Annotated in this window: 20 protein-coding genes and 1 tRNA gene; 10 read left to right on the plus strand and 11 right to left on the minus strand. The window is 60.4% G+C overall.

What is annotated here, in order from left to right:
- Positions 1 to 2 precede the first annotated feature (2 nt).
- Together N3C12_01220 and N3C12_01225 are read right to left on the minus strand one after the other, a co-directional pair.
- Positions 3 to 755, minus strand: a complete 753-nt coding sequence (locus N3C12_01220; GenBank protein MCX8071059.1) for a LytTR family DNA-binding domain-containing protein — start codon at positions 753 to 755, stop codon at positions 3 to 5.
- Positions 752 to 2,002: a histidine kinase gene (locus N3C12_01225; GenBank protein ID MCX8071060.1), complete on the minus strand. Its 1,251-nt coding sequence runs from the start codon at positions 2,000 to 2,002 to the stop codon at positions 752 to 754. The genes N3C12_01220 and N3C12_01225 overlap by 4 nt, the downstream gene beginning before the upstream one ends.
- 30 nt (positions 2,003 to 2,032) lie before the next feature.
- Between N3C12_01225 and N3C12_01230 the strand changes: the two genes are divergently transcribed.
- Together N3C12_01230 and N3C12_01235 are read left to right on the plus strand one after the other, a co-directional pair.
- Positions 2,033 to 2,401 (plus strand): hypothetical protein, encoded by a 369-nt coding sequence (locus N3C12_01230; protein MCX8071061.1) that lies wholly within the window; start codon positions 2,033 to 2,035, stop codon positions 2,399 to 2,401.
- 34 nt (positions 2,402 to 2,435) lie between these two features.
- A complete protein-coding gene (locus N3C12_01235; protein MCX8071062.1) occupies positions 2,436 to 3,281 on the plus strand; it encodes a hypothetical protein in 846 nt (281 codons plus the stop codon).
- A 92-nt stretch (positions 3,282 to 3,373) separates the two neighbouring features.
- Here N3C12_01235 and N3C12_01240 read toward each other — a convergent pair whose 3' ends face one another.
- Together N3C12_01240 and N3C12_01245 are read right to left on the minus strand one after the other, a co-directional pair.
- Positions 3,374 to 5,536 (minus strand): hypothetical protein, encoded by a 2,163-nt coding sequence (locus N3C12_01240; GenBank protein MCX8071063.1) that lies wholly within the window; start codon positions 5,534 to 5,536, stop codon positions 3,374 to 3,376.
- Between the two features lie 52 nt (positions 5,537 to 5,588).
- On the minus strand, positions 5,589 to 5,828 hold the full coding sequence (locus N3C12_01245) for a hypothetical protein (protein MCX8071064.1): 240 nt from the start codon (positions 5,826 to 5,828) through the stop codon (positions 5,589 to 5,591).
- A gap of 323 nt (positions 5,829 to 6,151) precedes the next feature.
- Between N3C12_01245 and N3C12_01250 the strand changes: the two genes are divergently transcribed.
- Entirely contained in the window at positions 6,152 to 7,075 is a 924-nt protein-coding gene (locus N3C12_01250) for a class I fructose-bisphosphate aldolase (GenBank protein ID MCX8071065.1), read from the plus strand.
- A gap of 79 nt (positions 7,076 to 7,154) precedes the next feature.
- Here the strand turns inward: N3C12_01250 and N3C12_01255 are convergent, their stop codons facing one another.
- Positions 7,155 to 8,297: an acyl-CoA dehydrogenase family protein gene (locus N3C12_01255; protein ID MCX8071066.1), complete on the minus strand. Its 1,143-nt coding sequence runs from the start codon at positions 8,295 to 8,297 to the stop codon at positions 7,155 to 7,157.
- A 261-nt stretch (positions 8,298 to 8,558) separates the two neighbouring features.
- Here N3C12_01255 and N3C12_01260 point away from each other — a divergent pair, with 261 nt between their 5' ends.
- Positions 8,559 to 11,264, plus strand: a complete 2,706-nt coding sequence (locus tag N3C12_01260) for an FG-GAP-like repeat-containing protein (GenBank protein ID MCX8071067.1) — start codon at positions 8,559 to 8,561, stop codon at positions 11,262 to 11,264.
- Here N3C12_01260 and N3C12_01265 read toward each other — a convergent pair.
- The 3 genes from N3C12_01265 to glpX all read right to left on the minus strand — a co-directional run bounded on the left by N3C12_01265 (position 11,247) and on the right by glpX (position 15,362).
- Positions 11,247 to 13,130 (minus strand): exonuclease domain-containing protein, encoded by a 1,884-nt coding sequence (locus tag N3C12_01265; GenBank protein ID MCX8071068.1) that lies wholly within the window; start codon positions 13,128 to 13,130, stop codon positions 11,247 to 11,249. The genes N3C12_01260 and N3C12_01265 overlap by 18 nt on opposite strands.
- 35 nt (positions 13,131 to 13,165) lie before the next feature.
- Positions 13,166 to 14,258, minus strand: a protein-coding gene (gene prfB, locus N3C12_01270; protein MCX8071069.1) for a peptide chain release factor 2 whose coding sequence is annotated in 2 segments (ribosomal slippage) — positions 13,166 to 14,224 and positions 14,226 to 14,258 — 1,092 coding nt in all. Because the reading frame shifts where the segments join, the coding sequence is not laid out codon by codon here.
- Positions 14,259 to 14,366: 108 nt separating this feature from the next.
- On the minus strand, positions 14,367 to 15,362 hold the full coding sequence (gene glpX / locus N3C12_01275; GenBank protein ID MCX8071070.1) for a class II fructose-bisphosphatase: 996 nt from the start codon (positions 15,360 to 15,362) through the stop codon (positions 14,367 to 14,369).
- Between the two features lie 121 nt (positions 15,363 to 15,483).
- Between glpX and thiD the strand changes: the two genes are divergently transcribed.
- Entirely contained in the window at positions 15,484 to 16,275 is a 792-nt protein-coding gene (gene thiD, locus N3C12_01280; GenBank protein MCX8071071.1) for a bifunctional hydroxymethylpyrimidine kinase/phosphomethylpyrimidine kinase, read from the plus strand.
- A 122-nt stretch (positions 16,276 to 16,397) separates the two neighbouring features.
- Here thiD and N3C12_01285 read toward each other — a convergent pair whose 3' ends face one another.
- Genes N3C12_01285 through N3C12_01295 form a run of 3 tightly spaced genes read right to left on the minus strand, consistent with a single transcriptional unit; the run spans position 16,398 to position 21,187 of the window.
- The gene (locus tag N3C12_01285; GenBank protein MCX8071072.1) at positions 16,398 to 18,203 is read right to left on the minus strand and encodes an MFS transporter; all 1,806 of its coding nucleotides are present in this window, start codon (positions 18,201 to 18,203) and stop codon (positions 16,398 to 16,400) included.
- Complete coding sequence (locus N3C12_01290) at positions 18,200 to 19,939, minus strand: acyl-CoA dehydrogenase family protein (GenBank protein ID MCX8071073.1); 1,740 nt, start codon at positions 19,937 to 19,939, stop codon at positions 18,200 to 18,202. The genes N3C12_01285 and N3C12_01290 overlap by 4 nt, the downstream gene beginning before the upstream one ends.
- Positions 19,940 to 19,990: 51 nt before the next feature.
- Positions 19,991 to 21,187, minus strand: a complete 1,197-nt coding sequence (locus N3C12_01295) for a metallophosphoesterase (protein MCX8071074.1) — start codon at positions 21,185 to 21,187, stop codon at positions 19,991 to 19,993.
- A 116-nt stretch (positions 21,188 to 21,303) separates the two neighbouring features.
- On the opposite strand from N3C12_01295, the gene N3C12_01300 reads away from it, so the two are divergent.
- From N3C12_01300 to N3C12_01320, 5 genes are all read left to right on the plus strand, one after another.
- Positions 21,304 to 22,068 (plus strand): SDR family oxidoreductase, encoded by a 765-nt coding sequence (locus tag N3C12_01300; protein MCX8071075.1) that lies wholly within the window; start codon positions 21,304 to 21,306, stop codon positions 22,066 to 22,068.
- Positions 22,069 to 22,151: 83 nt separating this feature from the next.
- Positions 22,152 to 22,604: an AMIN domain-containing protein gene (locus N3C12_01305; GenBank protein ID MCX8071076.1), complete on the plus strand. Its 453-nt coding sequence runs from the start codon at positions 22,152 to 22,154 to the stop codon at positions 22,602 to 22,604.
- Positions 22,605 to 22,614: 10 nt separating this feature from the next.
- Positions 22,615 to 23,316, plus strand: coding sequence for a HEAT repeat domain-containing protein (locus N3C12_01310; GenBank protein ID MCX8071077.1), 702 nt, complete (start codon positions 22,615 to 22,617; stop codon positions 23,314 to 23,316).
- 65 nt (positions 23,317 to 23,381) lie between these two features.
- Positions 23,382 to 23,464: transfer RNA gene (locus N3C12_01315), tRNA-Leu, on the plus strand.
- Positions 23,465 to 23,521: 57 nt separating this feature from the next.
- Positions 23,522 to 25,288, plus strand: a complete 1,767-nt coding sequence (locus tag N3C12_01320) for a sulfatase-like hydrolase/transferase (GenBank protein MCX8071078.1) — start codon at positions 23,522 to 23,524, stop codon at positions 25,286 to 25,288.
- The last annotated feature ends 9 nt before the right edge of the window (positions 25,289 to 25,297 follow it).

Here is a 25,297-nt window from a genome sequence, read left to right on the forward strand (position 1 = left end):
AGCTACCAGTGCATGCGCGAACGGAGAGAACGGGTTTGCGCCCGGCTCAGTTCAAGTTCGGAGCCGCGCTGGTCCTTCATCACCAACTTGTAGCGGCCGCCGAACCACGGCACGATTGCCTTGACGTGCTTGAGGTTCACTAAGCGCGACTTGTGTGCGCGGAAGAACACGTTGGGGTCGAGTCGTTCTTCTAGTTCTCGCAGGGTAAAGTTGGTCATGAAGCGATCGCCGTCGACGTACGCGAACACGATCCGGTCTTCGACCTCGAACCAGAGAATTTGTTCGGTGGACAAGACCACGATGTTGCGCCCCCTTTGCGCCGGCACTTGTTGGATGTACCGCCGCTCGCGGGCTTCCAGCGCGGCGAGAATCTCTTCGATCGCGGGTGGTGCGGTTTGGTTCACGAGTCGGTCGCGGACACGCCGCATGGTTTCCGCCAAGCGCTCTTTGGAAATGGGCTTGAGCAAGTAGTCTACGGCACAGACTTCGAACGCGCGAATCGCGTATTGGTCGTAGGCAGTGGCGAACACCACTTGCGGGCGGTGCCGCACTGCTTGCAGCACGCCGAAACCATCCACGCCCGGCATTTGCACGTCGAGGAACACAACGTCGGGCTTCAAGCTGTCGATAGCCTGGATTGCTTGGGGGCCGTTTTTGGCGGTGCCGACGATTTCCACCTCTGCGAAGTCGCGCAAAAAAGTTTGCAACCGTTCCCGTGCTAAACGCTCATCGTCGACAATGAGGGTCCGAATCATCGCGCTGCCTCATGATGGCTTTGCAAAGGAAAGCGCAGCCTCACGGTCGTGCCTTGGCCTGCGACCGAATCGATCTCCGGGGCGTGCCGTTCTCCGTAAAGTCTTACCAAGCGATCCCGCACACTGCGGAGCCCGAGCCCGCGTTCATACAATCGGCCATCGTCGGTGATCCCCACGCCCGTGTCTTCGACTTCGATCTGGAGCTCGCGCTCGCGCACACGCGCACGGATCACCAGCGTTCCCCCGTCGATTTTTTTGGAAATGCCGTGTTTCACTGCGTTTTCCACGAGCGGTTGCAAAATGAGGCTCGGCACCGTCTGGCGCCGTGCGGCAGGTTCGACGTCCCATTCCACGGTGAGCTCGTCGCCGAAACGAGCCGTTTCGATTTCCAAGTACGCGTGGGCAAAGCGTAACTCCTCGTCCAACGGCACGAACTCCGTACCCGAGCGCGAAAGTAAATACCGAAAGACCTCGGCCAAGCGCTCCACGCAGCGCTCGGCTTGATCCGGATGGATGCGGATCAATTGTGCGATGGAGTTCAGGCTGTTGAAAAAAAAGTGCGGGTGGATTTGTGCCCGTAGTGCGGCGAGCTGGGCTGAGGCGGCTGCGTCTTCCAATGCGCGAGCGCGTGCTTGCATAACCAGGATGCGCCACCAATGGAGGTTAAAGCCCACGACGCAGAGAATGGCGGTAGGCACGATGGGGATGAGGAAATAGATCACGGGCGCGTGTCGCAGTGCACTCGCCGGAATGGTGATCGTACGATCTGGCCCGTTATAGGGATTCAAGATGGAGTGTCCGCCAAAGAGAAAGGAATTGGCTTCGACAGTGAGGAACGATAGCGCCGCAATGGCAACCGCGGAGGTGAGAATTTGTGCGGCCAATCGCAGTGGAAAGCGCAGGTTGGCAAAACGCGGTAACACCCAAATCCACAACCCGAGAATGACCGTGCATGACAACAGTGTGGCACCAAGGAAAAAGAAAAACGCTCGTGGTGAGCCCCAGAGGTATAAGTGGACCAGCGCGAGATGGAGGCCAATGGCGAGGCCGGTGAGATACAAAAAGCTTACTTGCAAAACTTGCGAAGGTGCAGAACGTGGCGGATCCGCCCCTAGTACTGTTGCAGGCGAGGGCCGCGGGGCTGACGGGCTCCGCAGCCGGGGCTCAAAAAGCGACTCCTTTGCGTGAGTTTGATCCGGCGTGCGCGCCAATGGCGGCCCTTGTCCCTTGACGACGGAAATTGACATAACTGCGCTCCGGCGCATACTAGTGCAGCTATGAGTGCAAAAAAAGCAGGTTGGTTTGCAGGCTTCTTCGTGACGCTTTTGGGTGTCTCCGCGTTGGTGGCCGTTGCCCAGGAAGAGGTCAAACTGCAAGGCGAGGTCGTGGATCTGGCTTGCTACATGGCTAAGGGCGCGAAAGGAAGTGGCCACAAGAGTTGCGCACAGATGTGCGCGAAGAAGGGGGTGCCCCTGGGACTGCTCACCGATGCTGGTGAGCTGTACCTTTTGGTAGATGACCACAACAACGAGGCACCCTACAACGAGGTGAAGAAGCTTGCCGGTGAACGTGCCGAGGTGACGGGAAAGAAGTACCTCCGGAACAATTTGCCGGGCATCGTTGTCGAAGGCGTGAAGGGGCTGTAGCGCCCGCGACGGCCGCACACTTACAGTGCGCAAATTGTTGTTTCAGAGGGCTGCCCGAGCCGCGGGGTTTTGGTTTGTCCTCGCCTCGCTGGGCTGTGCTGGTGATGGGCCGCCGCCAACGGCGTCTACGGGAAACACGTTTGCTGAGTTGCAAGCGAGCGTGTTCACTCGATACTGCGCGGTTGGGCCGTGCCATTCGGCGGGTGTAGGCGCTGGCGGGTTGGTTCTCGAAGGACCAAGTGCGTATGACCAGTTGGTGAACGCTCCGCCGGAAAATTCTGCGGCGCTTGAGGTGGGATGGCAGCGTGTCGTTCCTGGCGTGCCCGACCGGAGCTTTTTGTGGATCAAGCTTACGGGGCCGGGTCTAGGCCAGGGAAGTCGCATGCCTCTCGGGGCGCCCCCGCTGCCCGAGCAAGAACTTCGGCGGATCGAGGAGTGGATCTTGGCGGGCGCACCGCGCGGCGGGGAAGCCGTTGGTGGAGTTGGAACGCCAACTCCGTCACCCTCGCCTTCGCCGACACCGATCGCAACCCTGAATCCGCCGAGTGCCTCCTTTGCCGCACTGGAGAGCCAAGTGCTCCGGCCTCGCTGTGCGGTAGCGTTTTGCCACGATGCGACGACTCGAGCCGGCGGGTTGGATTTGACCGCGGCATACGACGACTTGGTGGGTGTGCCGCCGACGAACGTTGCAGCGCGCGATGCGGGCTGGCTGCGCGTTACGCCGGGGCAGCCGCAAGCAAGTTTCCTACTGGTGAAACTCACGCTGAGTGCCTTCGACGAGCGTTGGGGGAGCCCCATGCCGCTGGTCGGCGCGCGGCTCGAACCGCTATGGATTGAGGCGCTAACGGCATGGATCGAGGCAGGCGCGCCCAATAATTAGCCTGCTCTTCCGATCAAAAGCCCTGTGATGCGCTCGATGTAGGACGCAGTGGTCGCGCCTCCGCCCATCAGGCGTGCTCCGGGCAAGCGGGCTCATTCGATTAAGCAGTAGTCCATGCTGTCTGAGCCGTGGGCGGTTCGCACTTCGAGCCGGACTGGCTTAAAGCACGTAAAGGGCATACGAACGAAAAGAGTGGTTGGTGTGGCTGCTTCGACGGGAGCGGGAACTTGGTCAACGTACACACAGATTCCCTGGTAACAAGGGTTGGCATCGCGAACACAGGTGGGGGTAGGAGGTGAGCTTGGGAAGAAGCGATGTCCAAGAATTCGTATGAGTGCTCCGGCCGGAGCGGCCCGGGGACGTGCCGCTTGGATTCGAGGAGGCTCACGGAGAGCCAGGGGCAGTGCTGGTTCGAGACCAATGCCCGTGGTGGTCCCACCGATATCTCGCTCGAGCACGACGTCCTCACATCCTGGACTCTGGATGCAGTGTTCCCAATGATTTGCGCGAGCCGAAACGGGCTGATTGTTCAGCACCAGCAAGTTGGGCCGCGCTAAGCTCAAGCCGTTCCAAGCGAAGAGATTGCTCCCGACGGCATGGAAGGGCCCACCGCCAAAATCAGCACGGCTTCCGGCTTCGACGGCGAATCCGGCAGCCTGGTTGCACACGAATGCGTTGCCGTTGGCTTGCAGGGATGGACTTCCAGTGTCTTCGACTTTTTGGATGCGGCCACCATCGCGCCCATTGCCGCTAAAAAAGTTGCTTTGGAGGAAGGCAGCGGAGAGAGCGCGAATGAGCACGCCCGCCCCGGCGTTTGCTCGCACGAGATTGCCTTCGGCAGCGAACAAGGCGGGATCTTCGGGAGTAGAAGGATGGGCGCCATTGACTGCGATGCCATTCTGGGCAGTGGCTCCCTCGTTGAGCTCGATGAGGTTGTCCCGCGCGAAAGCTCGGCCGCCGAGCGTGGCTTGTACGCCACCGTTGGCATTGTGCAGCACCCAGTTTCTCTCGATGCGGGCGTAGGCACCGGCGGTCACTTTGATCCCCTTGTCGCTTGCACCACGGATCACACAATCCCGGACGACGTTGCTTTTACTGGCAAAATCCTCTCCGGCATGGTTGTCGATCCCCACCGCGTCTCCGGTGGCCGACCCTTCGATCAGACAATGTTCGACTACGTTGCCGAAGGCAGCAGGACTAGAAATCGAAAGAACATCGCGATCGGCACCGCCGACGTTGCGCAAAACGAGGCCAATGATCTGATTGTAAGGGCCACGGATCGCCAGCACGGGAAAAGGGCCGCCATTGGCGTCGATCACACGCATCCAAGTGTTCCCGAGGGCATCGCGGCCGTCGATGGTGACGTGGCCAGCACTTAGGGTAGGTAAGGGGCCACGGAGCACAATGGTCGACACTTGTCCGGGCGGAAACACTCCATCATCAAAGCGGATGAGCACGGGTGGGGCCGATGCGTTGGCTAATTCGAGGGCCGAGCGGAAGGACAGTCCGGAATCCGTGCCGTCGCTCGCCGTGGTGACCGTGAACACGGAGGAGTAGAGGCGCCACCGCTGCCGATTCGCGCGCGTGCCTCCGATGACCATACTTTGTGCGTGCTGTACTTGCCCGACTGCAGGCTCGCCCACCGCAATGTGGTGCACCCAGATGCCGGGAGCCAAGTTTTCGAAGTGGGCGGGCGCCGGTGCGGTGAGTACGCTGGAGTAAGAGGGCGCCAATGCTGGGCCAGCTTGGCAACTTGGGAACAGCAGCTCACCTCGGATCTCGGCGGTTGCGTGCGATAAAATAGCGCTGTTTTCGAACTCCACGACTAAACGGGCGCCAGAATCCGGAGGGCACGGCTGGGGTGTGGGGGTTATGGTGGGGGTTGGCGTGTGCGTAGGTGTGAGGCTGGGTGTTGGGGTTGCTGTCCTGGTGGGTGTAAAGGAGGGTGTAGGTGTTGTTGTCGGTGTGGCGGTCGCACTCGGAGTGTAAGAAGCTGTAGGGGTACCGAGCCAAGGCGTTGGCGAGAAAGCCTGGTTGCGCAGGAGAATGACGAGGGTCCAGTCGGCGACCGACACCACTCCATCGCCGTTCCAATCGAAGCATTCCGGTCTGGGTCGGATCTCAAATAAAGGGGCAAAGTCGAAGCCAGGTTCTGGTTCGTCAACGGGGCATACTTCTCCTAAGCTTCGGCTGGTACTTGCCAAAAAGAACGCCGGAATGGCGAGGAGGACGAACGCGAGTGTTTGGATCACCATGTGTGCGGTTGCTTCTATGGGGACACTCGCCCGCCAGACGCAACCGTAAAACCTACAAATTTGCGCCCCGCCGACGTGTGAGCTCGAGCAGACCTTCGTTCAGCAATGCGGTTACGAGTGCGGTTCGCGTCACACCGAGCTGCTCTGCGAGTTCGTGAGCCTCCCGCAAAAGCTCGACCGGAATTTTCAGATGAACCGTTGGCCCGTGATTCAGCGTTGTGCCCCGACGGAGTAGTTCTTCGATGGTGAACGTCGAGAGCGACACCGGCGTGTGCCGCGGCTTCTGACCCATGTATACCCCCTTCGAATTCTACGCCTGGAACAACATCGAACAGATTGAATCTTATCGTTGATGCCGTCAAGCCTCCGAGGCCGCAGCTCGCAGTGGCAGGGCCGGAGGAGGCTTGAGGTCCGAGGAAGGCCGGGGCTCAGGGAAGGGACCGATCCCCAACGGAATCGTGAGTGCTCGTGTTCAGGGCGAGAACCCCCCAACCTTTAGGGCGGGACCTGGCAATGTAAGCATTGGTGGGCAAGGGTAGCGTTGACTTACCGGTGTGCCGCTTTCTAACGTGACGGCATTTCCGCAGGGCATTCCGTGGCATGGAGGGAAGAACAATGACCGAGCGCGTGCGCGAGATCCTCAGTTGGTATCGAAGCGAGAACCCAGGAGTCCTCACGAATATCGCCCGTTTGTTGAATCACGGGCGGTTGGGCGGCACTGGGAAACTGGTGATTTTGCCCGTCGATCAGGGCTTCGAGCACGGGCCGGCGCGCAGTTTTGCACCCAATCCCCCGGCCTATGACCCGCGGTATCACTTTGAATTGGCCATCGAGGCTGGATGCAATGCGTACGCTGCTCCTTTGGGTTTCCTAGAAGCTGGGGCAGCGGAGTTTGCGGGGGAAATTCCCCTGATCCTCAAGTTGAACAACTCGGATACGCTGTACACCGGGACGGATCCTTGCCCGGCTGTGACTGGTAGCGTGGACGATGCGTTGCGGCTTGGCTGTGTTGCCATTGGGTTCACGATTTACCCTGGTTCGGCGGCGCGCAACGAGATGTATGGCCAACTGCGGGCCTTGGCCGAGGAAGCGAAACGGAAAGGGTTGGCGGTGGTGGTGTGGTCGTATCCTCGCGGGTCGGGCTTGAGCAAGGCCGGCGAGACTGCCGTGGATGTGGTCGCCTATGCTGCGCAAATTGCGGCGCAACTCGGGGCGCACCTGATCAAAGTGAAACCCCCGACAGCTCACCTCGAGCAAGACTCGGCCCGCAAGGTGTACGAGAAGGAGCGGATCCCCATCGAGACCTTGGCCGACCGTGTACGGCACGTCGTGCAGAGTGCGTTCAATGGGCGGCGGATTGTCATTTTCTCGGGAGGCGAGGCCAAGGAAACCAGCGCCATTCTGGATGAAATTCGCGCCATTCGTGATGGCGGCGGGTTTGGCTCCATCATCGGCCGGAACTCGTTCCAGCGGCCACGCCGTGAGGCGATCGAGTTTCTGCACACGGTGATGGACATTTATGCGGGCAAGGTGAAGTAAAACGCTGCCTGGAACTCCGGCACCGAATCTTGTGATGGCTGCCGCCGTGTGCATCGGCTAGGACTGACCCGAGTAGTGGTCAGCTCTTGAGAAGATTGCGTGCGATGACCACCCGCTGGATTTGCGAAGTCCCCTCGTAAATTTGCAGCAACTTCGCGTCGCGCATGAGCTTCTCCACGGGGTATTCCCGCATGTAGCCGTAACCTCCGAAGATTTGCACCGCGTCCGTCGTGATGCGCATGCACGCATCGGCCCCAAATGCCTTCGCATAGCTGGAGACGATGGGGGCTCCAGCTCCTTGATCGAGAAGCCACGCCGCCTTGTACGTAAGCAAGCGCATCGCCTCGATCTCGATTGCCATGTCCGCAAGCATGAACTGGATCGCCTGGAAATTCGCGATCGGCTGTCCAAACGCCTGGCGCTCGAGCGCGTACTTCTTGGCTTCGTCGAGCGCTCGCTGAGAAATACCGATAGCGATGGCCCCGATTTCTGGCCGGGTGTGATCGAAGGTTTGCATGGCGAGCTTAAATCCCTGGCCCTCCTCGCCCACGAGCGCGCTTTTGGGAACCACGACCTCTTCGAATACGACCTCTGCAGTGTCGGCCGCGCGTTGCCCGAGCTTCCCGTGCATTCGGCGGCGACGAATGCCTGGGGTATCTGCCGGCAGGACGAAGCAGGAAATGCCTTGGTGGCGGAGATTACGGTCACGGGTAGCAAACACCGTGTACCAGTGGGCCATGGAGCCATTGGAAATGAAGTGTTTGACGCCATTGATCACGAAGTCATCCCCAACGCGTCGATAGGTTGTCGACATTCCCGCCACATCGGAGCCAGCGCCCGGTTCTGTGGTGCAAAAAGCGGCGAAGGTAAATTCGTGAGCCAGCATGCCCAAGTACTTTTTCTTTTGTTCCTCGCTGCCCGCTTTGATGAGCGGCACCGCGGCCAAGCCATTGGCGGCCAGTGCGTTGGTAATGCCCGCGCAGCCGTAGTTCAGCTCCTCGAGGATCAGGATTGTATCGAGCACGCCGAGGCCTGGTCCGCCGTACTCTTTGGGCACTTCCAGGTTCATCAAGCCCAGTTCCCAAGCTTTACGGCATACCTCTACAGGAAACGTTTCCGTTTCGTCGCACTTTGCGGCAATCGGGATGATTTCCTCCGCCGCAAATTTCCGTGCGAGCTCCTTCATTTCGCGTTGCTCAGGGCTCATTTCGAATGAAAACATGGAATACCTCCTTGCCCCGCGGGCGGGATGGGTTCGGGTTGCGTTCGCGGCAGTAGCACGTGGCGAGGCCAGCAATCCAGGGTGGTGACAAAGGTGCTTGCTTTAGACCGGCAGTTGTGCGCTAAAGGCGGCTTCGACTGCGCGGAATCTTTTTGTTTGACAAACCTGGTGCGGGGTTGAAGAAAGGAGCCCGCAATCTGCAATGGCCCGAAGGCAAAGAATTTGGTAAGCCGGTCGCGATCCAAACGAGGAGAACGGTAGATGAGGTGTACAGTCCATAGTTTTCTCGCACTCGTTGCGGTTGGGGTATTTGGAGCAGGTTCACTCTCAGCGCAGGTTTCCTTCATTCCTGGAGAGCAACGGCAGGTTCCAAACGGCCCGACCTATGTCACAGGTGGGGACTTCAACGGCGACGGGATCAATGACGTCGTGGTATCCAGCACGGTACGCGACCGGGTGTCGGTGCTGTTTGGCAGCCCGACGGGAATTTTTCTCTCTGCTCTCGAGATTCCCGTGGGTACGCTGCTGCGCGGCGTCGCTGTTGGTGACTTCAACGGGGACAATATCAACGATATTGCCGTGACGGACCCGAACGTCGGTAAGCTGTTTATCATTCGCGGTGAGGGGAGCAACGGCCGAAACGATGGCCGCTTTGCCGCTCCTCAGCCGTTCGACGTGACGCGACGGGGACCGGTGTGGGTCGCCACAGGATACTTCGATAGCGACAATCGCACGCGGCTGGATGCGGCAACGGCAAACGGCGCGGCAGACTCCTTTACGGTTCTGGTCAATCAGGGTGGAAATCGCGGATTGAATCGCGTCGGCACCTTCCCAGTCAGCCCGAATGCCAACCCACGGGTAATCTTGGCTCACGACCTAAACGGCGACCGTTTCGACGACCTCATCTTGCTCAATACTGGGACGAGGGGAACGGACGAGGTGTCGGTGTTTCTCAACACCGGAACGGGATCGTTCGCCGGTGTGGTGGGGCAACGTTTCGTCGTTGGCACCGACGCCATTGGCATGACCAAGGGCGACTTCAATAACGACGGGCGGATCGATCTGGCGGTTGTGAACCGCGATCTGCAGTCGACGAACCAATTCTCGATCTCGATCCTAATCGGTGGCGAGAGCCCGCGATTCCGGGTGTTGCCGCCGCTGCGTTTGTCATGCCCCTCACGGATTAACGGCGTCGCCGTTGTTTGTACGCCTCAAGACATTGCCTCAGCCGACTTCGATTTGGACACTCGGCAGGACTTGGCTGTGTCTTTCAGCACCCGCTCGGCTGACAATAATTCCGTGACAGCCGGTTTCGTGAATGTTTACGCCGGCTTGGGGGACGGGCGGTTCGAATTTGCGACGCAAGTGATTGTTGGCCTCGGCCCGCGACGTCTTGCCGCTATGGATTTTACCGGAGATGCCATCCCTGACATTGCGGTTGCTGAGTTTTCTAACAACTCCGTGCGTGTGCTGCGGGCGCGCGAAATTCCGCCACGGCCGAATGGCGCCGCCTGTACAGTAGGGCGACAGTGTGAATCCGGTGCCTGCGTGAACAATACCTGCTGCAGCACGCCGAGCTGCCCGGAAGGCGAGCGCTGCGATATTCTGCCGCCGCGGGCGACGACCTTGGACGGTGTGTGCCGGCCGCCGGCTCCTAACGGCAGCCGTTGCACATTAGGAGCTCAGTGTGAATCTGGCCGCTGTGTCGATGGCTTCTGCTGTGCTTCTGCGTCCTGCCCTGAAGGCCAATTTTGCAACACGGGTACATGCGGGCCCCCGGCGGGCAACGGTACACCGTGTTCCGGTCCGGAACAGTGCGCTTCTGGCTTCTGTACCGACGGCGTGTGTTGTTCCGATCCTCTGTGCGCAGTCAACGCTGCTTGCAATATTCCGGGCTCGGAAGGTGTTTGTACCACGCGGCTGCCGCCAGGAAGTCCCTGCACGGACGCTGCGCAGTGTTGCACGAGCGTGGACGACCCAACGCAGTGCGACCCGTCCTACTGCATCGATGGATTCTGCTGCGAGCGCCAGTGCACGAGCAGCGAGACGTGCGGTGCCCCCGGACGGGAGGGCCTGTGCGTGCCGAAGCCGACAGCAACGCCGACTCCGATTTTCACACCTACACCGCTGCCCATTGGCTTCCCTTGCACCTCCGATGCGCGTTGCATCAGCGGCTTCTGCACCGACGGTGTGTGCTGTCGCGAGCGATTATGCCCGGCTGGGCAGTCTTGCGGAGTTCCCGGGTTTGCCGGAACGTGCCAGTTGAAGCAGGCAACCGGCTCTCCGTGTGACAGTAACGACGACTGTGAAACTGGCTTTTGCCGACCCACCGGAGGTGGAGCAGGCGTGTGCGATATTCCGCCGCCAACGCCGACACCGACACGTGTGCCACCCGGTGGCCCGTGCTCGGATACTTCACAGTGCGACTCCTTCTTCTTCTGTAACACCGTCGAGGGTGGGGTGTGCTGCAACCAAAACGAGTGTCCGGCAGGCCAATCCTGTCGCGTTCCTGGGCAAGCCGGTTTCTGCCAGCCGATTCCGCCAACCCCCACGCCGCGCCGCGGTCTGGGCGAGGCGTGCTCGCGGGCAGATCAGTGCGAATCTGGCTTCTGCGTGCAAAACGTTTGCTGCGAGGTCGAGCAGTGCGAGGATCCAGGTGAGCGGTGTGATATCACAGGATTCCGCGGATTCTGCGTCCCGCCCTTTGACGTCGGTGAGGTCTGTCAAAAGAATTCCGACTGCATCACGAATCTCTGTCTAGCCGGATTCTGCCAGGCGCCGCCAACCGCTCCACCAACGCCACCGACTCCTTTGCCAGCGACCCCAACCCCAGAGATCGTGACTCGGGTCGACCGCAGCGGCGGCTGTCACGTCGCCCCAGCCGACAGCGGCAACTCCTGGTGGTTGCTCGTGAGCATCGCTGCACTCACCTGGATACGGCGGCAGCGCTCAGCGCGTTGGCGCTAGTCGCGGCGACCGGAGCAGTGTAGCGCATGCGGCCCGCCACTCTTCCATGAGGGTGGCGGGCCATGTTTTGTCTGCGGGGAGGCGCAACAGGGTTCCGCCATCGGTTTTTCTATCGCGAAGGAAGGCCGCCAAGATGACCGTAGCGTCGACCCTCTCTGCGCAGCCACGAACACTTCTCGGACCCCAAGCTTGCTCGCGGAGCCACTGCTCGAGTTCGGCCGGGTGGGAAATGGCTGTGCGGGCCACGAGCTCGCCCCCGAGCAGCAAATAGGCATCGATTGCCTCGTCGTTGCTGCGGGGTAAGAGCAACAAAAAATTCTGGTGGCAGTGCAGCCAGCCTAGAAAGCCAACGCGTGCGCTGAGGCGTTCGAAGAAAAGCAAATCGTCGTTTAGGCGCTGCGCTGCCTCGAAGCGTTCGCGTTGTGCCATGCGCTCCCGCTCCGCGATGAGGTAGGCGCGCGTCTGTTCTCCATTTGAAGCGATGTCACGGAGCAGAGAGGTCACGTTGGCGCGGTAGCCTTCGGCGTCGATTCGTGCCGCGCATGGCATCGCGCACAGGCCGGTTTGTCCTTGGAAACACGGGGAATTCTGCGGCGACGGCCGAAGTTCTCCACGGCAGGTCCGAAGACCGTACAGGCGCAGCCAAATCTTCAGCAGGCGTTCCGCTTCGAGCCGGGAGCGCAAAGGACCAATGAGCGTGACGTTTTTGCCGTGGGGCCTCGATGTGATCGAGATGCGAGGGAATGGCTGCTCTCGCCCTATTTTGAGGTAAGCAACTTGGGGCAGGTGCTTGGAGCGCTCATTGTACGGAGGCTTGGTGCGGCGAATCTCCTCTGCTTCGCGTAACGCCGCTTCGAGTTCAGAGGGGCACCGTTCCACTCGAACACTGTGGATGTGTCGAATGAGGTCGAGGGTTTTGGGGGAGTGGTGCTCGGAGTTGCTCAAGTACGACGACACTCGGCGCCGTAAGTCCTTCGCGCGGCCGACGTACAGCAGCTTGCCGGTCTCGTCGTAAAAGCGATAAATGCCCGGACTCGCAGGTAGCTCCTCTACCGCTGATCGCGGCAAGGGGCAGAAAAAAGGACGGCCGTCTCGCCCCTCATGTTGCACGGCGAGGAGTTGGTCGACACGATTGAGCCCGCGAGCCTTGGCTCGCTCGAAGAGATGGAAGAGAACCTCGGTTGTGATCAGCGCATCCCCGAGTGCGCGGTGGCGGCGTTCCGTGGAGATGCCAAAGAACTCAGCCAAGCTGTCGAGCCCCCGCTTGCGGATCTCCGGAACGAGGCGGCGAGCGAGTTTCAAGGTGCACAAGTAGGTGTCGGTGAGGCGCACGCCGGTCAACGACTGCGAGGCAAGGTTTAGATAGCTCAGGTCGAAGCTCGCGTTGTGGGCGACGAGCACCGAGTCCTGCACGAAAGCACAGAACTCGTCCCACACCTCGGCGATCGCGGGTTGGTGGCGCAACATGTCCCAGGTGATGCCGGTTAAGCGCACGATAAACGGGGGTGGCCGCTTGCTCGGGCGAACTAAGCGCTCAAATTGCCGTACGACTCTCCCTCGTTCTACCCGTACGGCACCGATCTCCATGATACCACCCGCATCCGGGGTCAGACCGGTGGTTTCCAGATCGACGATCACAAACGAGCACTCCTCGAACGGTTGAGCTAGGTAGTCGAATTTCCTGAGTTTCCAGCGGTTTAGCGCGGTATCCCAAACAAACCGCGGGTCGGGTTCGAGTAAGAGCTTCACAAAGTACGGGCGAACCTCCGGGTCGTTACCTGGGTGGGTGAACATAAGCTCGAGGAGTTCCTCGGCTGTGGCCCCTGCCGGACGTTGCTCGAGGTAAGCGTAAATCTTGTCGCGCATGGGCGCGCTGACTCCTCAGCTCCGTGACCGCGGTATCATTTCTTCTGTGGTGCGGACTCGCTCGCCTGTTTGCGTAAATAGGCCTCGATGAAGGGATCGATTTCACCGTCTAACACCGCGTCGGCGTTGCCGATTTCCACTCCTGTACGGTGGTCCTTCACTAAGCGGTACGGTTGGAGGACGTACGAGCGGATTTGGTTTCCCCAAGCAATGTCCCGTTGCGACTCGGTCAGTTCTGCAATCTGCTCTTGTCGCTTCTTGAGCTCGAGCTCGTAAAGGCGAGCGCGCAAGATTCGCATCGCCATCGACTTGTTCTTGTATTGGGAGCGTTCGTTCTGGCAGGTGACCACAATTCCGGTGGGAATGTGAGTGATGCGCACCGCGGAGTCGGTTTTGTTCACGTGTTGCCCGCCCGCCCCACTGGCTCGGAAGGTGTCGATGCGCAAGTCCTTTTCGTCGATCTCGATCTCAATATCCTCGCCCAAATCGGGGTAGACGAACACCGATGCGAAAGACGTGTGCCGGCGCGCATTCGCATCGAAGGGTGATATCCGAACTAAACGATGCACCCCGACTTCTGCCTTTAGATATCCGTATGCGTATGGGCCCTCGACGGCAACAGTCGCGCTCTTAATTCCCGCACCTTCGCCCGGTTGCAAATCTAAAATCTCGGTTTTGAAGCCCCGGCGCTCGGCCCAACGCAGATACATGCGCAGTAACATTTCCGCCCAATCCTGAGCTTCTAGGCCGCCGGCGCCTGGGTGGATGGTGAGAATGGCGTTGCCACTATCGTGCTCGCCCGACAGCAGCCGCTCTAGCTCAAGGCGTTCGGTTCGCTCACGGAGTTGGGCGAGAAGCCGCTTAAGCTCTTGGAGTGACTCGGCGTCTCCCTCCCGCGCAAATTCGAGTAGAACGCGTGCGTCTTCCAGTTGCCGCGTTAGCTCGTGCCAAGTCTCGACCAAACGCTGAAGCTCGGCGCGCTCCCGCTGCACTTCACGGGCGCGCTCACGATCGTTCCAAAATTCGGGGGAGGCCGCCAGTGCGTCTAGTTCCGCGAGGCGGCGTTCGCGTCCGGCAACGTCAAAGATAGCTCCCGAGTGTGTTGATGCGGTGCGCTAACTCTTCCATGTGAGTGGCTAGCGCCTCGTCGAAAACAGCAATGTCTACGGTACGGTTTTGCATGTTCCCGGTTTTAGTGATTGGGCCGATTCCCGCAAGCGCTCGCAGCAGTGGGCGTCAGAACTCAACCACCGCATCCGGAGAGCCGTCCAGATGCACCGTGTCGACGAACCGAATAATGCGTTCGCGCAAGGTCATGACCACGGAGTAGGTGCGAGCACCATGCCCGAAGAAGCGCACGCCACGCAGCAGTGCGCCGTCGGTCACACCGGTGGCGGCGAAGAGGATGTCCGGGCCGGGGGCGAGATCACGCTCGGTGTATATCCGATTCGGGTCGGTAATACCCATTCCGCGCAGGCGTTCTTCGAATTTTTTCCGTTCTTCCGCCCCAGGTTTGGCTGGTACGAGCCGCCCCTCCATGCCGCCGTTGAGGCAGCGCAGTGCAGCAGCGGTGAGCACCCCTTCCGGGGCGCCGCCGATTCCCATCACCGCGTGTACGTTCGTGCGGCGGATGGCCGCCGAAATTCCTGCTGAGAGATCACCGTCGCTAATTAAGCGAATGCGCGCCCCAGCGCTGCGAATGTCTTCGATGAGCTTTTCGTGCCGCGGGCGGTCGAGCACAATGACCACCAGGTCGCGCACCGAGCGATCGAGGCGCTGGGCGATGGCGGTCAGGTTTTCTTTTACCGTGGCATCGAGATGCACAGCCCCGCGCGCAGCCGGCCCGACGATGATTTTCTCCATGTAGCAATCGGGCGCGTGCAAGAGGCCCCCCTTGTTGGCAGCAGCTAAGACGGCAATCGCCCCCGGTGCTCCCGTTGCGCACAGATTCGTGCCCTCTAAGGGATCGACAGCGATATCCACCTCCGGGTCGTCGTCGCGTTGGCGGCCGACGCGCTCGCCGATGTACAACATGGGAGCCTCGTCGCGTTCTCCTTCGCCAATCACGACGGTACCGCGCATCGGCAGTGCGTCCATCGCTTTGCGCATTGCCTCTACCGCCACTCGGTCGGAGCGCTTGCGGTCTCCTTGCCCCATGGTGCGGGCGGCGGCAATTGCCGCTTCCTCAACAACACGCAAAAATTCTCGCGACAGCAACCCTTCGAAAGACACGAACCGTCCCCTCCTCGGCCATGGGCAGTGCCCACGTCCTCGCACAAGTTACCAGCCAAGGCAACTTGGCATTCGGTGGCGAGGGTTGGATTCGCGGGTTTGCAGCAGTTACGAAGAGGGCATGGTGCCACGTGCCCTTTCCATTGCTGGCTCGGACTCTAGCGGCGGGGCGGGAATTCAAGCGGATCTCAAAACCTTCACGGTGTTCCGTGTCTACGGTATGACCGCCGTCACTGCCCTAACCGCGCAGAACACCTCTGGAGTGGAGGCTGTGATGGTCATGCCGGCCGACTTTGTCGCGGCGCAAATTCGCGCCGTGGTCGATGATCTCGGTCCGGCACCCACGAAAACTGGGATGTTGGCCACCGCCGAGATCATCGACACCGTGGCTGCTGCGGTGGAGCGCTACGGGTTGCAGCCCTTGGTGGTGGATCCAGTCATGGTTGCGCAAAGTGGTGCTTCCCTTTTGGAGCCCGAAGCTGTTGCCACGCTGCGCTCTCGCCTACTGCCGCTCGCGACCCTGGTCACGCCCAACGTACCAGAGGCGGAAACGTTGCTCGGCCGTCGGATCCGATCGGTTGCGGATATGCGAGAAGCCGCACGCGCACTCGTGGAACTGGGAGCTGGAAGTTGCCTGTTGAAAGGTGGGCATTTGGAAGGCGAGCGCGCGATCGACGTGTTCGATGACGGGCGGCAGGCGACTCTTTTGGAAGCCCCCCGTATCGCGACTCCACACACCCATGGCACTGGTTGTCAACTTTCGGCGGCAATTGTGGCTGGCCTAGCCAAAGGCATGGTTCTGGGTGAAGCCGTGCAGTTGGCTAAACAGTTCATTCAGCGGGCAATTGCGAGCGCGCTGCCGCTCGGTCGAGGGCGCGGACCCGCGAACGCCCTGGCGTGGCTCGCTTCTTGAGCTGAGCGTCCGACACGACCGTTCGCCCGAAAATGTGCGCCTGTGCCAAGCTCACGGTGGCTGCCTCTCCTCAGAGTGCAGCCGGATCTTGTTGTTTGCGCTGCGGGTCCAGCCGACCAGCGTCAGTGGCGCTGGCCATTCAAATGAGCTTCGATCACAGATGCAGGGATCTGCTTGCGGGCGAGTTCACGCGCGGCAGGGAGTCGCGAGGCGTGGAAGGCCGCGAGTGCAACACAAAAGCCGCTACCGACCACTGCGAGCACAGGGATGGCGCCGGGGTCAACATCCAAGCTCCGCACTTGGCTGAAGGCAAAGACGAGCGCCGTAACTCCGCACACGAGTGCCCCCAGTGCTGACCGCCATGCCGACCTGATGGGTGCCGTGGCCGAGCCCTCCAGGTAGGAGAGGAGTTCTCGACGAGAGAAGTAATCCAGGAACCAGCCCATCTGTTCGTCCACAACACGCTGACTGGGCGGAGGGAGGGTGCGGCCCGTCAGCGGGTCGATTGCCGGGTAACCCTCGCGGTGGAGCGCAATGCCGCGCAGAATTTCGCGGTGCACTTGCTCGGAAATGGGGAAACGGAGAGCAATGAGGAAGGCAAGGCAGGCAAAGGCTGCGGGTGTCAGGGCAAAGATAGCCTTGATGGCAAACACCACCTCGGGTGTCTGCGGTTGATTGGGCACGTAGCCGATCGACCCCAGAATGGCGATGGGAACCGCGGCGCTTGGAATCGCGACCAGCTTGGGGAGCATGCTCCAAAACGCGGAGTACTGAGCCTCGCGCCGTCTTCCCGTGTGTAACTCGTCGTAGTCGATGACGTCGGCTTGCATTGCTGGTCCGAGAAACAATCCCGCCCCAAAGCTCGAACCGGCCCAAGCGACTAGAAGGACTGCGGGAGCAAGGTCTCCCGGGCCGAGGAAAAATAGCGCTGCCCCTCCAGTGATGCCCATGAAAAAGCTGGCGAGCCACGCGCCTTTCTTGCCCACGCGCCGAGCGAGAAAAATCCAGCCGGGTAAGCAAATGAACGCAGCCGAGAAGTAGACGGCGAGCAAAATGGCCAACCATCCGGCTTCGTTTGTGGGGCGGAGAACGTAAGCGTTGTAGTACGGCATGAGCGTGCCCGGGATTGCCCCCGTGATGCTCGACACCACATACGTTGCGAGCAAGATGCGAAAGGGTTGGTTGCGCAATGCCCGCCTGATGCCCGGTGCGAATGGATTCGAGGTGCGCTCTGCGAACTCCGCGCGCTCACGCACAAACGCCACCACGGCATAGCAGGCAATGACGAGAAGCACGGCGAAGACGATGCCAATCCAGCCGAAGGCTTGGCGGTCGTTGAAGCCAAAGTAACCGACCAGAATCCCGGGGGCGACCGAAGCGCAAATGGTGCCGAGAATGCTGAACCCCTCGCGTACGCCAAAGAGTTTCGAACGCTCATGGTAGTCTAGAGTGAGTTCTGCGCCCAATGCCCAATAGGGAAGCCCATACGCCGTGTGGAACACGGAGTACAGGACGAACATGGTGCCGAACCAAACTGCGGCGGCTTGTGGCGAAAGCGAGCGCGGCGGATCGAAGAGCGCAAAAAACGCCAACGCGCAGAGTGGAGACCAGAGGGCGATGTAGGGAAGTCGGCGCCCGAAGCGGGTGCTGTGGTCAGTAAGCCAGCCGAAAAACGGATCCGCGAGTGCATCGATCGCGCGGGCCACTGCGATGGCAATCGCGAGGTACCCGAGTGGGACGAGCACAACGTCCGAGTAGAATTTCGGCATGTGAATGAGAATTGGCACGAGCATGGCCGCGCCAGCAAAACTGGGCGCTCCGTAAACCAACAGCGTGCGCAGCGAGACGCGCTCGCCGTCGGGTGCAGCGGTCCTGAGTTCCGGACGTTCGTCTGCAACGGGCTCCGTCGACGAAGCGGCGAGACTCATGGAGTCGGTGCAGCCTCCGCATCGATGCCGAGAATTTTGTCGTAGCGCGTCAACCGCTTCACGTCGCCGCTTTGAATTCTGCGCGCACCCATTTCGATGGCCAGGGCCCGGCGATCGAGAAAACTCCGCGCTGCCAGGCGCTTTCCCTCGGAGCGTTTGGCTTGGTGCAATAGTTCCACTGCAGCGATGATGTCGATGACCATCTCGACAAGGCGCTTTGCGTTCAGTAAGGCGTAACGCGGGTCTTCAAGCAAGGAGGGAAGCGAACCTTGGATCCATTTGTTGGTCAGTTCTTCGATGCGCTGGCAGTCTTCCGGATATGCGCTTTTGAGCTCCTGCACTTCGGCAACAATTTGGTCGAGCACCGTAAACAGGCTACCCTTGCTCATCTCCTTGAGGGCGAAGCTCGCTTGGATTTCCGACGTGCCTTCGTAAATCGTCGTAATAATCGAGTCGCAGTGGAGGTGCGCGACGTGCGACTCTGCCATGTACCCCAGCCCCCCATGAATCTGAATCGCTTTGCGGGCGACGTCGTTACTGATCTCGGTTGCGTAGTACTTGCAGAGCGGAGTGAGTAGCCGCACGGTTTGCGTGAGCAGCTCAAACTCCTGCCGCCACTCTGCCGGGGGAGAGGATCCAGCCGATGCCAATGCGCGCCGCAGGCTTTCCAGCCGGTCAACGAGAGCCGACGTGCGGTAGAGTAACGCGCGCGCCGCTTGTAAATTGATGGTCATTTGCGTGAGCATCGACTTTACCAGCGGCTGCTGGATGATCGGCGCGTCGAACTGGACGCGCTGCTTGGCGTAGTTCAACGCTTCCTCGAAGGCTGCTTGGCCGAGCCCTAGCGCTTGCGCAGCAACTCCGAGCCGCGCACTGTTCATCAGATCGAGCATGGCGCGAAAACCTCGTCCGCGAGTGCCGAGAATGAAGCCCTCCGCGTGGTCGAATTCTACGGCGCAAGTAGGAGAACCGTGCAATCCCATTTTCCGCTCGACACGCGTGACCCGCATCCGGTTTCGGCTGCCGTCGGGTAAGAACGCGGGAACCAAAACCAAACTGAGGCCATTGGTTGTCCCGCGCGTTTCCTGAAACATTCCTGCCTCGCGGGCGAGCACGAGATGAACCTGCGAACCGCCGTTGGTAATGAAGATTTTTTCTCCGTCGAGAAAAAAGCGGCCTTGCTCTTCGGTCACGCGAGTCACGATCCCACCGAGGTCGGAGCCGGCGTTGGGCTCGGTGAGGTCCATGCTGCCTTGCCATTCGCCACTCGTGAGTTTGGGCAGGTAGCGCTGTTTGATGTCTTCTGAGCCGTAACGCTCAATGTCGCCAGCGACGCCGGTTTGCAGGCCGACAATGGTCATCAAGCTGGAGTTGGCCCGCGCGAGCATTTCCAGATAAAACGTGTTGATCAGGAACGGCAACCCGTAACCGCCGAAGTCGGGAGAAATTGGTAAACAGACGAGACCTGCCTGGCGCAGTCGTTCGTAGCCGGCGGCAATGAAAGGGGGGACTTTGACCTCGTCATCCACGAGTTGCGCCTCTTCGTGCCAATGCAGTCGGCATTCCTTTTCAAGGTCGCGGCAAATGGCGTCGGCCGTTTCTAGAGTTGCGGTATAGGTTGCGAGCTCATCGTCCACCGACACCGCGCTGCGCCCTTGGATGCGAAGAAGATCTGACCAATCGACGCGGTTGCGGAGGAACCACTGCATGTCCTCGTGGAAAAATGCCTCGCTCATGATCTTACCTCCTGCAGTTGGCCACCGGCGGACAACGGTCGCAGCCAGCTCTTACTCGGTCGAGCCCGTCGCTCCGTTGCGATGGAGAACTGTTTCGTAAAGCAAATATGCCTTTCCACTGCCGGCAGGGCAAATCTCTTTGTGGGCGCAAGGCGTCGTTCCGTAAATGCGCACAAGAAGGTGCTCCGGGCCGAAGTCCAGCACCGCAAAGCCGTGTTTTGCTGCTGCAAAAACCGCCTTTGGGTTCTTCCGTACCGGCGAGCAATATGCACCGCTGCCGACAATGAGTTCGAATGGCAGGCCTCGCTCGCTTGGCGGCAGGAACTGCAAGCTGTGATCGTGGCCCGCCAAGAATAGATCCACCGCCCCCGGGTGTTCCCGGAACGCCTGCTCGAGTGCACGCCGATAACGCTGGTAACGGAACGAGTAGGCATCTTGGGAGAGCCCGGAAAACGGCGGCAAGCCGGCCGCAGCAAGGAAGTGAACGGGGAACAGGGTGAAGCTGAATGGCTTGCGGAGACCCTCCGGGAAGGTGCCGTCGTGGGTTCCGAACGTACGAAGGGGATGGTGGGCCGCAACAATGCGCCACGCGTATTGCGCGTGATCGCGCTGAACGATGGTTGCCAACTCTCTGATCGATGCTGCCAGAGCGAGCCGATCTTGCAGCATGGGTTCGCTGTCCAGCAACAGGATTTGGACCCGTGCCGCCTCGAGTTCGAGCGCCTGCGGGGCGCCGTGGTGGAAGCGCCACAGCGGACCCCAGCGTTGCTCGGTTGGTAGAAACTGGTCCAATTGCGCTTGGTTGGCGAGAGCGACTGGGCCACACCCATGATCGTGGTTCCCAGCAACGGCGACGACGGGGATCCCCCGCTCGCGGAAAAACGCATAGGGTCCCAGGACAGCTTCGATCTGCTGCCGCAGGGCTTCGGGATGGGTGGTGGCTGCGTTGCAGTGACCTTCGACCCCGACAAGCCCACGCGGGTAGAAATTATCCCCGAGGAGCAAGACGAGGGCGGGGGGATTGCTGTTTGTGCTGGAGTCGAGGAAATCGCGCACCGCTTCGGCCACGTTCCGGTTCCGTCCTTGGAAGTCAGCACCAAAGTCTCCAAGAACCACGAGCCGACCGAGCGGCACCGATGGCAGATGCGGTGCGGGCGCATCTCCCGCCGATAAGCATCCGCAAACCACCGGCATCCCCAACCAAGCGCAGCCCGCTTGTGCCAGGGTAGAAGCGAGCCACGCAACCATCGTGGCGACTCGAACTCGGGAAGATAGGCGCATAGGGAGAGTCCGGCAGTTTATGGATTCGCCTCAGAGAAGTCTACGGAATTGCTGTTCGGGGGAGGCCGTTGTACAGGCGGAGCATGAAACGGCTTGAGGGCGAAGTGGCATTGGTGACGGGTGGCGCGAGTGGCATCGGGCGCGCCTCTGCGGAAAAATTGGCCGCTCTGGGAGCCGCCGTTGCGATTGCTGACCGCAACGCAGAAGGGGCGGAGCAGGTGGCAAATTTGTTGCGCGAAGCCGGAAGCCCAGCGCTGGCCGTGGCCATGGATGTGACGAGTCGCTCTGCGGTGCAGGAAGGGGTGGAACAGGTTCGGAGCGCCTTCGGACCAATCTCGATCCTCGTCAGCGCCGCTGGTTGGGACCGGATGGAGCCCTTCACGCAGAACTCTCCGGAACTTTGGGAGCAGCTTGTTGCCATCAACCTCATGGGTCCGATTTTTGTGGCTCGCGCGGTCATCGACGACATGATCCATGCAGAGCGTGGCCGGCTCGTGTTTGTCAGTTCCGACGCTGCCCGAGTGGGCAGTAGTGGCGAAGCGGTGTATGCTGCCGCCAAGGGTGGAGTGATTTCCTTTGCCAAGACGTTGGCCCGCGAGCTTGCACGCTATCGGATCACCGTGAATGTTGTCTGCCCCGGGCCGACAGAAACCCGTTTGCTGGAGGAGGTGACGCGCACGGAAGCAGGCGCCAAAATTATCGCGGCGATCACCAGAGCGGTGCCACTGGGCCGATTGGCAAAGCCTGAGGAGGTTGCCGCTGCGATTGCGTTTTTTGCCTCGCCAGACGCGAGTTTCGTTACCGGACAAGTCTTAAGCGTGAGCGGTGGCCTCACCATGGTTGGGTGAATTCCGGAGCGTGGATTGCCGGCTCGGTGGGCTCGAGGCGTTGCTTGCCGTCGACAGCCGGGTGGGCTAAGCGGAGCCGGCCAATGAAGAGAAGCGCAATACTGGTCCTCGCCTCTATTCTCGCGCTTGGCGCTTTCGGTTGCTCAAGGCTCATGCGGCCGGAGCAAAGCAACGTTGGTGCGGTAGCCGCTAGTCCCTTGCTTTTGCGGCAGGTGCAGGTGGTGAGCGGGGCCGAGCAAGGTGGAAAAGCAGTGATCCTGCGCTTGTCGCGAGCGCCGGATGTTGTGCGGCACGAAGGCAAAGCCCGGCCGGCGCGCGTGGTCATCGAAGCCTCGGCGGTGAATGCCGGTGAGGATCTCCCGGAACGAACGATTCCACAAGCCGATCCGGACTTGAAGGGTGTGAGGGTATTGCGAAAAGGCGGCGTGCTGCGGGTGACACTGGAACTGTCGCGGGATGAGCCGCCACCGTACTCGGTGCGCGAAATGGCTGATTGGATCCTCATTCAGCTCGGGACGCCGAGGAGCAGTAGCTAAGGGCGCACACATGCGGTCGAGTTTGAGGCGGACCCGGTGGCTCTGGCTGCACTGGCAGTACGCATCGCTGCTGGCCGTACTGCTCTGGGTCATGCCGATGCTTGCTAGCGCGCAGTTTACAAGCCGCACGATGCAGCAAAGGAACAAGGCGCAAAGCGGTTCCTTTGACGAGCATATTCGCAAACTGAACAATGCGGACCCAGATGTGCGTTTCGAAGCCGTGCGGCAACTGGCAAATTCCCGCGATAAGAAGGCGGTGGAATACCTGATCCAATCCGTGGGGGATCCGGATGTGCGCGTGCGCGCCAAGGCCATTGAAGCCTTGGGCGAAATGCGTGCGGCCGATGCCACGCAGGTGCTCGTGCAGCAACTATTCTTGCGAACGAGCGAGCCGGCGCTCAAACAGCGAATTTTAGCTGCCTTAGGAAAGATTGGAGATCCGCGCGCCGCACGCCCGCTGCTGGAATTCCTGCAACTCGATTTGGACCTGGCCACTAAAGGCACCGCAATTTATGCGCTTGGTGAGATTGGTTCCGTGGAGGCGTTGGACGTGCTCCAGCAGCTCGCTAATACCGAGCAGGACCCGACGCTCCGCCGCTTGGCTCAGGAGGCGACCGCGAAGATCGAATACTATCAGTCTTCGAAAGCACGCGAGGCGAAAGGCCCGACGGATACATTTCTCCCAAAGCCGCCGCGGCAGCAGCCGCAGTGAGCCCTTCCGGACCTGACGAGTTGCAGGGTCCAGGGGCAATTCGTTAGGGAAGGTTGCCGGTTCATGCCCCAGTGGTGGAATGGCAGACACGGCAGACTCAAAATCTGCTCCGGGTAACCGGGTGGGGGTTCAAGTCCCTCCTGGGGCACTAACTTCGAACCCGGACTCAGGTCGGGCGAAACTCTGGTTGTGGTTGGCTTGCGGGTTGGCGGTTTACGCACTCGCCCCCGCGTTCGCGACGGCCTTACTGCAGCATCAGTCGGGCTGGGGGCTTTTCATCGCCGCCACCGACTACGTGGTAACCTTCAGCCTCGGTGTCACGTTCCTCTTAGCGACCAGTCGTCTTGGCCGAGCGGCCGGCCTGGCCTCAGGAACTGTGTGCGTCGTGGCAGGATTGTACGGAACGATTCTGTGGGGCCTGATTGTCTACTGGATTTGGTCGGGCCACCAACTCGATGTGCGTTTTGCGCTCGATGCCGAGAGCGATGTGGTTCGCACGCTCAAAACAAGCTTAAGATGGCGGTTGCCACTCCTGCTGGCCATGGCCGCTGGATGCGCGGGGATCTTGTGGCAGTTTTGGCGACAGGGTTCCCGGTGGCTTCGGCGTAACCCTTTGCAGTTCTTTCGCTCATGGACCATTGTAGTACCGTTGGGTTTGCAAGTGCTTCTTTGGAGCCTCTGCGCGCACGAGCAGCGCATGGTCTGGCCGGAGCTTGCCGCCGTGCTTGCGCGTGCAGCCGATGAACCGATCGTGGCACCGCTGTTCCCTGAGACCAGCGATTGGGACGTGGTGGGAGGAGAAAGCGTGTATTTGCTTCAGCTCGAGTCTGGCAGCGCTCACGCTTTGAGCGGCACGCTCAAGTTCGAGGGCCGGAGGTATGATGGAGACTACATGCCGAATCTCCGACGCGTGGCGCGGGACGGGGTGTTCTTCCCCTTTTTTTGGAGCAACAGCGTGCAGTCAAACCGGGCGTTAGAAAACATCCTCTGTGGAATCACCAATAACGTAGGGCAAGCACTCTCCTACAATCCAGGAAAAATTCTTTCCGAGTGCCTGCCCTCGGTTTTACGCCGAGCGGGCTACCGTACGCTCTTTTATGTTGCGTTTGACGATCCGAACTTCATGAACTATCGCAATTTCGCGCGTGCGCTGGGCTTTGACGAATTTCGCGATGGCCCGTCGCTTGGATTCGTGAGCGATCTGAGTTCGTGGGGAATTGACGATTGCCGTTTTTACGATGCCGTGTTTGACGATCTCGAGCGGCGGGGACAGGACGAAAAGCAGTTTGTCTACATCGAGGTCAGCGCTCACCATTACCCTTTTGCCGGTCGCGCTGGTTACGCTCACCTGCACCCATTTCCGCTGCCGCAAAACCCGGTCGAGTGGTACCTGAACTCGTGGGTCGAGCAAGACCATTGCGTGGCGCACTTTTACGCTCGCTACCAAAAGCTCACTCAGGGCGACGCTCATCTCATCATCACGCCGGACCACTCCTGGCCAGTTGGGATGCACGGTAACCACTTGAATGATTACGGCTGGTTCGCGGAGAATTTTGCCATCCCTTTTGTGTACGTTCCACCACGGGCGCGTGCGGCGGAGTTTCGCGTGGGGGAAGTTGTGGGCGTGCAACCTAGCCTCGCCGATCTTCCGCCAACAGTTTTGGAACTCCTCGACGGCCGGCGGCGTGCGCATTCGTTTGCCTGGCTACTGAAGCGGTCATCTGCCGATGCGGCCGTGGAAAGCGCGGAGCTCTGCCACATCTTGGTGCAGCCCTACAGCGGCGGGCAGATCGTGATCCAGCGCCCCGGGGAAAAGTTCGTCTATCATCTCAAACGGCAACGGCTGGAACGATATGATCTGGTGGCGGACCCAGAGGAGCGCTCACCCGAGGTGGTGGCGGAGCGGATGAGTTACCCTGAGTTCCGGCAGAGCTATTTTTGCGAGCGCTACCGCACCGCAGCGAGGCGGTGAAACGTCGCG

It is taken from the genome of Candidatus Binatia bacterium (assembly GCA_026415395.1).
Classification (GTDB): Bacteria; Desulfobacterota; Binatia; order HRBIN30; family HRBIN30; genus HRBIN30.